The organism is Halochromatium glycolicum (assembly GCF_016584085.1).
GTDB classification, from domain to species: Bacteria; Pseudomonadota; Gammaproteobacteria; order Chromatiales; family Chromatiaceae; genus Lamprobacter; species Lamprobacter glycolicus.
In genome coordinates, this window is the sequence record NZ_NRSJ01000026.1 from 53,104 (window position 1) to 64,119 (window position 11,016).

The following is an 11,016-nucleotide window of genomic DNA, read 5'->3' on the forward strand; positions in this document are numbered from 1 at the left end:
GCATCGGGATCGGCCGCCGCGCTGGAATCGGCGCCCGACCGCACCATCTACGAACCCTTGAGCGCGCTGCGCACATCAGCACCTGAACCAAGAGGACCAATCGATGAGCTGGAATGAACCCCTGATGCACGGCACCAAGCAATGTCCGCGCTGCGGCGCGCAGTTCGAATGCAAGGTCGACGACCTGCGCAATTGCGACTGCGTCGCCGTCAAGGTCTCACTGCCGGTGCTCAAGACACTTCAGCAGCGATACAGCGACTGTCTCTGCCCGAGCTGTCTGCGCGAAACCGCTGAGATGGCCGATGCCTCTCCGGCCTAAGACTGCATCCGAAGTGCCGGCTACCGCGGTCGGCGCGGCCGCAGGGTCTTCCTGCAGCTCGTCGGCCGCCTCGCATCGGGTCATTCGCGCGGCCGCAGATCGAGACCGACCAGCACGCGCTCGGTATTGGACAGATCGCCAATGATCTTGCGCACCGGCTCCGGCAGCTTGCGGACCAGGGTCGGCACGGCCACGATCTGATCACCCCGGGCCAGCTTCGGGTCCTCCATCAGATCGATGACCTCGATGTCATAATGCCCGGCTAGATGCGTCTCGCAGATCGCCTTGAGGTTCTGGAGGGCGCTCATCGAGCGCGGGCTCTGCCCTGCCACATAGAGCCGTAGACACCAACCCTTGTCCTGGACTGGCGTGGTCATCTCAAGCGATGTCATTACTGCACTCCCCTACGCACCGCCAGCGCCTCGATCAAGCCGGCACCCCGCTCAAATCAAATGGTCGCGACAGAGTCGCGGTAGACCTGACTGCATCCAGCAAGCGCGCCGTTCATCAGGGAAGCGCTGATTGATCGGCGCTTCCCGCACGGGACAGGATGCCCCGCCATTATCAAGCACCCAAGCGCTTGACGATGTAGGAGCCGGAAAACCACCAACTTGCGAACAGATTCTGGCTCCATCCGATTCTTAGTCTGGATGGCCAATCGATCAGCGTCTCGTTAGCGAGCCGCAGAGCCCGAAGCGGCCTCACCTCGAACGCCCCGTGCATCCCGGTCATAATAGACAAGCATCAAGGATTTGCCCATCGTCCACTGATCAGCGCCGAAGCCCGATCCATATGCCGGAATCCCCGACGCCTGCTCGTGAGCATGAAAGCGAGACGAGCTGGCCCGCATGCCGCAGCACTACATTGAAGCTCGAAACCGCAGTTGACCGCTGAGCCCCGTCTGATGCATCACCAACAACCACGTCTGGCCATCTTCGCCTCGTTCTCCGGTCAGGGCGGGGTCGAGCGGATGCTGGTGAATCTGATTCAGGGGTTCTGCGGTGAAGGCTATCAGGTCGATCTGCTGCTGGTGCGCACGCGAAGCGCCCACCTCGACGAACTGCCGCAGGGCGTGCGCTGCATCCCGCTCGGTACCCGTCACACCCTGCTCGCCACCGTCGCGCTCGCGCGCTGGCTGAAGCGCGAGCGGCCACCGGTCCTGCTGGCGGCCAAGGATCGCGCCGGGCGAGCAGCGGTATTGGCGCGCGCGCTGGCGCGGAGCCGGACCCGCCTGGTGCTGCGGCTGGGAACCAACCTGTCGGCGGCCTTGCAAGCCCAGGGCAGACCCCGGCGCTCGCTGAGGCTGTTGCCGATTCGACTGCTCTATCCGTTCATCGACCAGATCGTCGCCGTCTCCGACGGGGTAGCCGACGATACCGCCCAACTCGCGCGGCTGCCCCGCAGCGCTGTCCGGGTGATCCGCAATCCGGTGGTCACGCCCCGCCTGCAAGCCCTTGCCGCCGCCCCCTGCCCGCACCCCTGGTTGGCCGCCCAGCGGGATTTCTCGGTGATCGTGGCGGCCGGCCGGCTGCAGCGACAGAAGGACTTTCCGACCCTGGTCCATGCCTTTCGCCGCGTCGCGCACGAGCGCGACTGCCGGCTACTGATCATCGGCGCGGGCCGCGGCCGCAGCGCGCTCGAGACCCTCGCTGCCGAGATCGGACTCAGACTCGGCCCAGACGGCGATCTCGATCTGCCTGGCTTTCGAGCCGACCTCTACGGCTGGCTCGCCCGCGCCGACCTGTTCGTGCTCTCGTCGGCCTGGGAGGGGTCACCGAACGTCCTGACCGAGGCACTGGCGCTCGGCGTGCCGGCGGTCGCCACCGACTGCCCGAGCGGGCCGCGCGAGATCCTGGCCGGCGGCCGCTATGGGCCGCTGGTGCCGGTCGGCGACAGCATCGCCCTCGCCGCCGCGATCCAGGCCACGTTGGATGATCCGCTGCCTGCGGCTGTGCTCAAGGAGGCGGTCACCGATTACACGCAAGACGCGAGCGCCCGCGCCTACCTCGAGGCGCTCGGCGTGGCCGCAGATTGAAAGGCATTCTCAAGGGTTGCATGCTGGGCTAAGCGGTCAACTGCGGTTCTAGGTTCAACCGCTGACGGCCTGCACCAGCACCCAGGGCCGCACCACCAGCGCCCAGACCAGTGCATCCTCGCTGACCCATCGCTTGGCCTGGTCGTCGGGCACCGGCCTGACTCGACCCTCGGCCATCCAGGTCTCGATCCGATCCGTCTCGTCCCGGCTCATCGCGGTCCCGACCGCGATCAGATCGGTACCGGCCCGCACCTCGACGGCCCGACCCTGTGCGAAGAACCGCTGCAGTTGGCTCCAAGGGATCTTGGCGGTCTCGCCGGCGAGCTTGGCCGCGAGCAGCTGCGGATCATCGGATTCGGGCGCGGGATCGGGCTTGTCGGTCATCGCTCAATCGTCGTCCTGTCTATCGGCATGGGGGTGCGCATGCACCGGCAGCTCGCTGAGGTGATCATGATCGGTCGTGACACCGCTCGCATGCAGGTGCAGGTGCGTGTGGCGATGCGCATGGGCATGTCGATGCAGCTCGACCGGCTGCAGCTGTCCTTGCTCGAGCAGCACCGCGCGCGAGGTCAGTCGCTCGAGCACGGGCTGCTCGTGCGAGACGATCAACATCGCCTGCGGCAGCCCGGCAAGATGATCGAGCAACCGGGCCGCGCTGACCGCGTCCAGACCGCTGGTCGGCTCATCGAGCAGCAACAGCTGCGGCTCCATCGCCAGCACCGTCGCCAGCGCGACCAGCCGCTTCTCGCCGCCGGAGAGGCGATGGGTCACCCGCGGCCCATAGCCCCTCAGCCCCAACACGGCGAGGGTCCGCTCGGCGATCGCGGCGGCCTGCTCGGGCGTACGCCCCAGATTGAGCGGGCCGAAGGCGACATCATCGAGCACGGTCGGACAGAACAGCTGATCATCACTGTGCTGGAAGACCAACCCGAGGCGCCCGCGCACGGCCCGAAAATCCGCCTCGCTCCGGCAGTCCCGGCCCAGCACCCGGACCTGACCGGCCGTTGGGCGCAGCAAGCCGACGATCAGGTGCAGCAAGGTGCTCTTCCCGGCCCCGTTCGGACCGATCAGCGCAATGCGCTCGGACTCGCCGACGCGCAGATTCAGCCCCTGAAGCAGCGGCGGACGCCCAGGATAGCCAAAGCCGACCTCGACGAGCTCGGCGAGCACCCCCACACGGCTGGCCTCGGTCAGCGAAACCCCCATCTCAGGCGGCATGCGACCAACGATCGAAAGCGAACAGCGCCACGCAGACCGAGACCGCGACGGCCAGCACCAGGCTATCCAGCCGGCGCCAGCGGCCGCGGTGCAGCAGGTGCAGGCGACCATCGAAACCGCGACAGCGCATCGCCTCGCCAAGACGCTGGCCGCGAGCCAGGCTCCTGACCAACAGCATCCCGATCAGCCAGCCCAGCGCGCGCCAGCTATGCCGGTCGCTGCGCGGCACAAAGGCGCGCGCCCGCATCGCCAACCGCATTCGACGATATTCGTCACCGACCAACAGGATCTGCCTCAGGGTCAACAACAGCAGATGACAGAGCTTGGCGGGCACACCCAGCCGGGCCAGCGCATGGACGACCTGGCTGGCACCGAGGACCGCCACGAGACCGAATAGGCTCAGCACCACGGCATTCGCCTTGAGCAGGATCAGCCCCGCCAAACGCAGGCCCTCGGCACTCGCTGACAGCGACCCGATCTCGAGCAAGCTCTTGCCCGGCACCGAGAACGGCAGCGTGATCAGCAGCAACAGCATCAGCAGCTCGAGCGGCAGCAGATGCTGTAGGCGGCGAACCGGGACACCGCCGAGCAGCGCCAGCGCGATCGCCGCCAGCAGCGCCACAAAGGCACTCGTGAGCGAGGTCAGCGATACCAAGGTCACCGCAAGCATCGCGGCGCTGATCAGCCGGACGCGCGGGTCGAGCGCTGCGAGGCGATCCGGACGCTCCCCGATGCCCGTTGCGACCGCACCCAGATCGAGCTGCTCGCTGGGCTCGGCCGGGCCTGAACGTCGTAACCGCATCAGCGCTGCTCACCCGACGCCTGAGCGCGGCGCTTCTGCCGCACCGTCCACCAGATCCCGAGCCCGGCGACACCGAGGATGTAGCCGATACCCCCGAGGACATCCTGTAGCTGCGCCCGGGCCTGGCTTTGCGCGAGCGCCTCCCGCAGCGGTCGCACCTGACGCGCAACGGCCTTTTCGATCGCCGCGACCACCGCGGGATCAAGCTGCTCGGGCTTAGCGCAACGGCCGGCATCCAAGGCCGGACGGCCGGCGTTGAATATCTGCCCCCCAGCCCGGCCTTCGGGTTGGTCCTCAGCCCAGTCTGCAGCTTGGTCCCTGGCCCGGGTTCCTGCACCGCCTCCAGTCTGGCCTCCAGTCTGGCCTCCAGTCTGGCCTCCAGCCCGCTCGCTGGCCGGTTCCCCGGGCCGGGCCGCATCGGCCCGCCCAGCAGAATCCGCCCGCCCAGCAGACCCGCCAGCTTGGCCCTCGACCTGCGCCTCGACGGGTCTTCCTCCCCCAGGCGCTAGCCCACGCCCGGAGCTTTCTGATCCGGCCGGCGCTGCGGAGGAACCCGCTTGCTCCGGAGCAGAGGCCGACGCTGGCGCGGCCTCTCCGGTTGAGCCCGATGTAGCGAAGGCGCCGGCCAGCTCAGAGGCCGCGATCCGCCATTCGGCACGATGGCCGTCCGCCGATTCGGCGACGATGCGCAGATCACGCGCGGCCTTGGCCTGATAGCCGAACGCGCCGTCCGAATCCGGTGTCAGTGTCGTCAGCCGCTCGCCGTCGGCCGTGAGAACCCGTATCCGGGCCCCACGTGCGGGGTGACCGCCGGCAAAGTAGGCGCGGCCGGTGATCCGATCGCCCTCGGCCATCGCGAAGACCTGAAGGCTATGGGCTGCCGCTGGCCCGTTGGCCACCAGCAGCAAGACGGCGACAGCGATGGCGACAACCGCATTACGCGGCTGTCCAAGCTCGCGTCGCGTTGCCCGCGCTGGCGGGACCTGGACCAGTCGCAGTCGCCAGCACCGGCAAGCTCCACGAGGTGACCGTCCAGAAACGACTTCCCGATGCGGGAGTAACCGCTTGTGACGGCCGCGGGAAGCAAATGAGAGACGACTCCTCAGCATCACCAAGCGCGCTAACAAGCGCGCTAAAGGAGCACCCATCTTGAGGTATTGGCGCGAGGGGTCGAGCAGACTCCTAGGCATCAGACAGCCGGTCCAGTGGTTGGTCCAGTGCCAGCACGGCCGGCTCGACGCGCAGCAGGAAGGCGATCACGACCCCGGTCAGGAGCCCCTCGATCGCTGCCAGCGGCAGAAAGGTGATCCCGATCACGCGCGCCGCCGGCGCGAAGGCCTCCCCGCTCAGCAGCAGGCTCGCCATCACCAGCGCACCGGTGAGCAGGACCGCGAGGGCGCCGGCAGTGAGGCCGATCAGGAAGCCGCGCCGGCGCTCTTGGGGCGTCACGCTCGGCATCGATTCCCCCGCTGGCGTCGGACGCGGCTCGACCAGCCGAGCGAGCAGGGGCCTGAACAGCAGGGCGCAGCAGAGCGCCGGGATCGCTAGGTTCAGGGTATTGACGCCGAGCACAACGAGACCGCCATGGCCGAAGAAGACCGCCTGCAGCAGCAGCGCGACAAACAGCGCCGGCACGGCGGCCCAACCCAACACCAAGCCCATCAGACCGTTCAGCAACAGGTGCACGCTGCTCGGCCCCAACGGGATACTGACCAGCGACGAGACGAAGAAGGCGGCCGCGAGCACCGCCGCCTGCGGCAGCGCCTCTTCGCGCACCTGGCGCAGCGCGAGCCCGAGCAGGACCGCTGAGCCCAGCGCCCCCGTGATCAGTACGGGTGCCGAGACAACACCATCAGGGATGTGCGCCATGAGCGAGCAGGATAGGAGAACGTGATGAAATGATCATACCAGAACGGCTGCGAACACCGCGCTCCCCGGAACGAGCAGCGAATCGCTAGAATCCTAGCCATTCCCCGTTTCCTGCGATCCGCAGCAGCGATCGCAGGCCCCATCGACGGCCGAGGCGATCCCAGCATGCAACGTATCACCATCACCCTCGATGATCCGCTGACCGAGGCGTTCGAAGGCTATATGGTCAAACGCGGTTACACCAACCGTTCGGAAGCCATCCGCGACCTGATCCGCGAGCGCCTGCATCATGAGCAGCTGACGACCCAGCCCGAAGGGCAATGCGTCGCAACGTTGAGCTATGTCTACAACCACCACGAGCGCGAGCTCGCGACCCGGCTCACGACCGCCCACCATGAACACCACGATCTCACGGTGTCCACGATGCATGTGCATCTGAGCCATGATCATTGCCTGGAGACCGTCATCCTACGCGGCCCGGCCCAGCGCGTGCAGGTGTTCGCCGATGCGGTGATCGCCCAACCCGGCGTGCTTCATGGGAACCTCTCGGTCCTGCCGGTCAGCGCAACTGAGCAGGCCCATCAGCACGGCAGTGAGCCCCATGATCACGAGCACAGCGATAGCGAGCAGGACGCAGCCCAGCAGGCCATCCGGCACCTGCACCTGGAGCCCATTGCCTGAACCGCTCATGGCGCCTCATGAAGCGCACCCATCGGTGATGGCCGCTACGACCACCAGGGCACGCCCCGCCCGGCGCCCAGCGTTGTGACAACTCGTTGGAAGAGCATGACGATTCCGCCTCGTTGTGCCTCGCTGGCCAATTCCCGATCAGGCACGCGGGACGCAACCTGGCGGCCGTGCAACTGCGGTTTCTAGGCTGAAGAATGAGCCGCCCCGCGGATGGTGGCTGGTGACACCGGCCTAGCGCTGCCCGCAGGGCTCGAAGAAGCTGTTGTTCATTGCCTCCAGACACTGACGACCGGTCTGACTCAACGCGCTCGGGTCCGCATTGGTGAGCCGCTCCTGGGTCTCCAGCCCCTGGAGCTGACGGGCCGCGTCGCAGGCCTGCGAGTCAGCGCAGGCATTGTCCGCCCCGCAAGTGCGCTCCACCAACGCTCGGCAACGACTGTCGCCGGTTTCAGAGCCAATGCTCGAGCAGGCCGGAAACTCCGGGTCGTCGAGCGCATCGCGACAGCGATCATTGGTTGCGGACGGTACCGAATCGCGGTCAGACTCACCGCGCCCGCGCCGATCTTGGGCCGCCTCATCGAGTAGTGCGCGCGCGCGCAGGCAGGCTGCCGATGAACGGCAGGCATCATCAAAGCCGCAGGTCTTGCGCACGAGCTGCTTGCAATAACGGCGAGCGAAGACCGGCTCCGGCTCGGCCTGTCCGCGCCACTGCTGATACATCGGCTCAGTCGGCACCGCGATCCCGTCGCGCACGATCACCGTGGAGCCGTCCTCGAGTTTGTGGACGCCATCCCAGAGCGGGCGCCGCTCACCGTCGATCACCCCTGTCGCCCGTCGCGTGTCGGGATCAACCATGATCTCCGGACCACCCTCCAACTGACCGCGCCAGCTCTGCGCGAGGGCGAGCGGGCCGGCACCAAGCCAGCCAATCAGTAGGCCGAGAAGCACGAGCAGACGCCACCCCCGAAGGCCGCGACCGCCCGCAAACCGGGATGTTGCCAGTCGAAGGTTGCCCATCTGTTTCCCCTCCGGTTGCGGATGCTCCAAAGTTCAACGTTGCGGGCGGCCGCCGCAGGCGGCAACACAGTCGCGCATCGTCCGGAACGGCCAATCGCGATCACAGACGCCGGGCCGAAACACGCGGCAGGTATCGCTCTGATAGTCATAATAGACGGCATCGATCGGACTGCTACATCGACCCCGTGCGGGCGCTTCGAGGCAGCTGACATGCATCAGATCATCGCCGCCACCGCCGAGCGGACCGGCGCAGCCTGTTAGCAGCATGAGGCTCAGTGCTGCAGCGATGTGCAACCGAGCTTGGCCCCGGTCTCCGAGCGGCCGCACGCTGGTCCTGGCCATCGGCTCGACAGTCAGCTGTTGCGACTCAGCAGGATTCAGGAAACGATGGTTGAGCAAGGACATTGAGTAAAACAATCGAGCAAGGGCCTCGAGCGAGACTGATCTGAGCCAGCTACCGGTCTGAGCCCCGTACTGGTCTGAGCCGGCTACCGGTCTGAACCGGCTACTGATCTGAGAAAGACCCCGATCACAGCAGCGCCCGGCCGTCAGCCGCAAGCAGCGGCTCAGTGCACTCAGCGGCCCTGATGGCCAGACTAGCGCGGATAGGCATCGAGCCCCGGAGCCTGGCCCGGTACCGCATGGCCCGGAACCGCAGCCGAGTCGCCGACCAGCCAGGCCACCTGGTACGGCTCGAGCTCGAAACGGCTCGGCAACTGCTCACCGCTCTGTCGCCAGCCGCCGATCAGCTCCCGCCAACGCAGCTCCCTCGGCCGACGAACCAGCCGGCCGAACGCCAGCTGAAGCGGCGCGCCGGTCAGATTCGCGACCATCCACAGCGTCTGGGATTGATCCGGGGCCACCCGGTGCACCCCGAACAGCCCCGCCGGCAGCTCGAGCGCCCGTTGCGGCCCGTCCGGATGGAAGGCCGGCTGCGCCCGCCGAATCCTAAGCCGACGCAGATACTCGGGCAAGATGCGCCGAGCCTGATGGGCGGAATCATCCCCAAGCATCGCATCGAGCTCCGGCACCGCCCATTTCTGGCGATTGATCGTTCGGGCGCGGCCGCTCTGCTCGGCCCCGCGCAGGTTGTTCGAAGCCCCGAGCAGGCTGTTGAAGTAGATCCCTGGAACCCCCTGTAGGCTCATCGCGATGGTCTGCGCGCAGAGGAAGCGCTGAATCGAGAGCTCCAGATCGCCCGGGATACCGACGGCATCGAAATAGGTAATGTTGAGCTCGTAGGGCGTTGCCGAGCCATCAGGATTACTGCGTCGCGAGACGAGCCCGCCACGCTCCTCCATCGCCGTGACCAACGCCTCGAGCTGCGGCTGGGGCAGCAGCCCCTCAAGCGGGCGCACGCCAATGCCATCATGCGAGGCAGTGAAATTGAAATAGGTGCAGCCGGGCTTCGGCGGTGCGAGCTTTGCGATCCACTCGGTCAGATAGCGCCCGTTCCCGCTGTGCATTGCATGGAGCAACAGCGGCGGCAGGCTGAACTGATAGACCATGTGGGCCTCGTCCCCCTCACCGAAGTAGCTGATGTTCTCGGCGTGGGGGACATTGGTCTCGGTGATCACCAGCACGGTCGGTGCCACCAGCGTCAGCAGATCGCGCAGCAGCTTGACGACCTCATGGGTCTGCGGCAGATGGATGCAGGCCGTGCCGAGCTGCTTCCAGAGGTAGGCGATCGCGTCCAGCCGGACGATCTGGGCGCCGTGGTGGACGTAGAACAGCAGGATGTCGAGGTATTCGAACAGCACGTCCGGGTTGCTGAAGTCGACATCGATCTGATCATGCCCGAAGGTCGCCCAGACATAGCGCTGACCATGCGGCGTCTGGACCGGCCGCAGCAGCGCCGAGGTGCGCGGCCGGACGACCCCACTGAGGTCGGTCTTGGGATCGACCTCGATGAAATAGTGCCGCTCCGGCGCCATGCCACTGCTATAACAGTTGAACCAGCGGCTGTAACTGGAGACATGGTTGATCACCAGGTCGACCATCAGCCGGTAATCCTCGGCCAATGCCTCGAGATCGACCCAGTTACCGAGTCGCGCATCGACACGTCGATAGTCGACCACGGCGAACCCATCGTCAGAGCTGTAAGGGAAGAACGGCAGGACATGGACTGCGGAGACGGCATCGCCGACCTGCTCGGCCAGGAATCGGCGTAGCGTCGCCAGCGGCGCCTCGTGGTTGGCGCTGACCATATCGGCGTAGGTGATCAGCACCGCATCGGTCTGATCCCATGGCGCACAACCGGCCGCCTCCGGCGGACACTCCGCCCCGACACCATAGCGGCCGACGATCAGCTGCAATCGCTCCATCAGCGCGTCCAGCGCATCCTCGCCATAGAGGCGGCGCAGCCGTCCGCGAATGCGCTCATAGACGCGCCGCTCGACCACAAACATGGCTCACTCCGTCATGTTGCGCACATTGTTGATCAGGCTGCGCAGACTGTCGCGCAGCACCCGGTAGCTATAGAAGCGGCTCGCCGTCCGATAGTTGTGCTCGACCAGCGCAGCGCGGTACTCGGGGTCGGCCAGGATCTGGCGCGTCTGCTCGACCGTGGACTTGTCGATGACCCCGTCGATCACCGGCAGCCGGAAGCCCTTTGGCTCGATGTCGCGCTGGTAGACGCTGTAGCGGCCGATGACGATCGGAAGCCGGAAGTAGACCGCCTCCAACAGGGCGTTGCCGAAGCCCTCGTAGAGGCTTGGAAAGGTGACCAGGTCGGCGTGCGGATAGAGGTCGCTCAAGACATAGATCTTCTGGCCCTGCTGGTCGAGCTGGCGGCGGTCCGCCATCCGTTCACCGAACAGCTTCAGCGAGACCCCTTCATCTTGGGCGAGCTGCTGGATCTGGCGTTGGTATTCGTGGCCCTCGTCGCCGCTGTGGTGCGAGATCACCAGATGCGCGTGCGACAGCTTGAGCCGGCGGATCAGGTGGATCGCGTTCTCGATCCCCTTACGCGGGACGATCCGCGTCGGCTGCAGCACCAGCAGGTCGTGCGCGCCCAGGCCGAGCGCATCGCGCACGTCGGCGGCGTAGGCGTCGGGCGGGCCGGGA

The 11,016-nt window shown here is 66.5% G+C and carries 13 protein-coding genes; 3 read left to right on the plus strand and 10 right to left on the minus strand.

Annotated elements, in window-relative coordinates:
• The first annotated feature begins 103 nt into the window (after positions 1 to 103).
• On the plus strand, positions 104 to 319 hold the full coding sequence (locus CKO40_RS14345) for a cysteine-rich CWC family protein (protein ID WP_200346917.1): 216 nt from the start codon (positions 104 to 106) through the stop codon (positions 317 to 319).
• A gap of 80 nt (positions 320 to 399) precedes the next feature.
• Here the strand turns inward: CKO40_RS14345 and CKO40_RS14350 are convergent, their stop codons facing one another.
• Entirely contained in the window at positions 400 to 711 is a 312-nt protein-coding gene (locus CKO40_RS14350; protein WP_200346918.1) for a circadian clock KaiB family protein, read from the minus strand.
• Between the two features lie 512 nt (positions 712 to 1,223).
• Between CKO40_RS14350 and CKO40_RS14355 the strand changes: the two genes are divergently transcribed.
• Positions 1,224 to 2,354, plus strand: coding sequence for a glycosyltransferase (locus tag CKO40_RS14355; protein WP_200346919.1), 1,131 nt, complete (start codon positions 1,224 to 1,226; stop codon positions 2,352 to 2,354).
• A gap of 54 nt (positions 2,355 to 2,408) precedes the next feature.
• Here the strand turns inward: CKO40_RS14355 and CKO40_RS14360 are convergent, their stop codons facing one another.
• The 5 genes from CKO40_RS14360 to cbiM all read right to left on the minus strand — a co-directional run bounded on the left by CKO40_RS14360 (position 2,409) and on the right by cbiM (position 6,243).
• Positions 2,409 to 2,738 (minus strand): DUF2288 domain-containing protein, encoded by a 330-nt coding sequence (locus CKO40_RS14360; RefSeq protein WP_200346920.1) that lies wholly within the window; start codon positions 2,736 to 2,738, stop codon positions 2,409 to 2,411.
• A gap of 3 nt (positions 2,739 to 2,741) precedes the next feature.
• Positions 2,742 to 3,572, minus strand: a complete 831-nt coding sequence (locus CKO40_RS14365; RefSeq protein WP_242477049.1) for an energy-coupling factor ABC transporter ATP-binding protein — start codon at positions 3,570 to 3,572, stop codon at positions 2,742 to 2,744.
• Complete coding sequence (cbiQ, locus tag CKO40_RS14370; protein ID WP_200346921.1) at positions 3,562 to 4,374, minus strand: cobalt ECF transporter T component CbiQ; 813 nt, start codon at positions 4,372 to 4,374, stop codon at positions 3,562 to 3,564. Before cbiQ ends, CKO40_RS14365 begins: the two co-directional genes overlap by 11 nt.
• Positions 4,374 to 5,273 carry a hypothetical protein gene (locus CKO40_RS14375; protein WP_200346922.1) on the minus strand — a complete coding sequence of 300 codons (900 nt, stop codon included), beginning with the start codon at positions 5,271 to 5,273 and terminating at the stop codon, positions 4,374 to 4,376. The genes cbiQ and CKO40_RS14375 overlap by 1 nt, the downstream gene beginning before the upstream one ends.
• 283 nt (positions 5,274 to 5,556) lie before the next feature.
• Positions 5,557 to 6,243: a cobalt transporter CbiM gene (gene cbiM / locus CKO40_RS14380; RefSeq protein ID WP_200346923.1), complete on the minus strand. Its 687-nt coding sequence runs from the start codon at positions 6,241 to 6,243 to the stop codon at positions 5,557 to 5,559.
• Positions 6,244 to 6,408: 165 nt separating this feature from the next.
• Between cbiM and nikR the strand changes: the two genes are divergently transcribed.
• Positions 6,409 to 6,924 (plus strand): nickel-responsive transcriptional regulator NikR, encoded by a 516-nt coding sequence (nikR, locus tag CKO40_RS14385; RefSeq protein ID WP_200346924.1) that lies wholly within the window; start codon positions 6,409 to 6,411, stop codon positions 6,922 to 6,924.
• 240 nt (positions 6,925 to 7,164) lie between these two features.
• Here the strand turns inward: nikR and CKO40_RS14390 are convergent, their stop codons facing one another.
• The 4 genes from CKO40_RS14390 to CKO40_RS14405 all read right to left on the minus strand — a co-directional run.
• A complete protein-coding gene (locus tag CKO40_RS14390) occupies positions 7,165 to 7,950 on the minus strand; it encodes a hypothetical protein (RefSeq protein WP_200346925.1) in 786 nt (261 codons plus the stop codon).
• Positions 7,951 to 7,983: 33 nt separating this feature from the next.
• Positions 7,984 to 8,355, minus strand: coding sequence for a BPTI/Kunitz domain-containing protein (locus CKO40_RS14395; RefSeq protein WP_200346926.1), 372 nt, complete (start codon positions 8,353 to 8,355; stop codon positions 7,984 to 7,986).
• Positions 8,356 to 8,546: 191 nt separating this feature from the next.
• Positions 8,547 to 10,358, minus strand: coding sequence for a sugar phosphorylase (locus tag CKO40_RS14400; RefSeq protein WP_200346927.1), 1,812 nt, complete (start codon positions 10,356 to 10,358; stop codon positions 8,547 to 8,549).
• Positions 10,359 to 10,361: 3 nt separating this feature from the next.
• Positions 10,362 to 11,016 (minus strand): glycosyltransferase family 4 protein (locus CKO40_RS14405; protein WP_200346928.1); only part of this gene is annotated, 655 nt, incomplete at its 5' end.

Coding starts and splice junctions, on each gene's coding strand:
- CKO40_RS14395 (WP_200346926.1), bottom strand. CDS start 8,355: ATGTCCTTGCTCAACCATCGTTTCCTGAATCCTGCTGAGTCGCAACAG.
- CKO40_RS14360 (WP_200346920.1), bottom strand. CDS start 2,738: ATGACCGACAAGCCCGATCCCGCGCCCGAATCCGATGATCCGCAGCTG.
- CKO40_RS14365 (WP_242477049.1), bottom strand. CDS start 3,572: ATGCCGCCTGAGATGGGGGTTTCGCTGACCGAGGCCAGCCGTGTGGGG.
- CKO40_RS14355 (WP_200346919.1), top strand. CDS start 1,224: ATGCATCACCAACAACCACGTCTGGCCATCTTCGCCTCGTTCTCCGGT.
- cbiQ (WP_200346921.1), bottom strand. CDS start 4,374: ATGCGGTTACGACGTTCAGGCCCGGCCGAGCCCAGCGAGCAGCTCGAT.
- CKO40_RS14345 (WP_200346917.1), top strand. CDS start 104: ATGAGCTGGAATGAACCCCTGATGCACGGCACCAAGCAATGTCCGCGC.
- CKO40_RS14390 (WP_200346925.1), bottom strand. CDS start 7,950: ATGGGCAACCTTCGACTGGCAACATCCCGGTTTGCGGGCGGTCGCGGC.
- CKO40_RS14400 (WP_200346927.1), bottom strand. CDS start 10,358: ATGTTTGTGGTCGAGCGGCGCGTCTATGAGCGCATTCGCGGACGGCTG.
- nikR (WP_200346924.1), top strand. CDS start 6,409: ATGCAACGTATCACCATCACCCTCGATGATCCGCTGACCGAGGCGTTC.
- CKO40_RS14350 (WP_200346918.1), bottom strand. CDS start 711: ATGACATCGCTTGAGATGACCACGCCAGTCCAGGACAAGGGTTGGTGT.
- cbiM (WP_200346923.1), bottom strand. CDS start 6,243: ATGGCGCACATCCCTGATGGTGTTGTCTCGGCACCCGTACTGATCACG.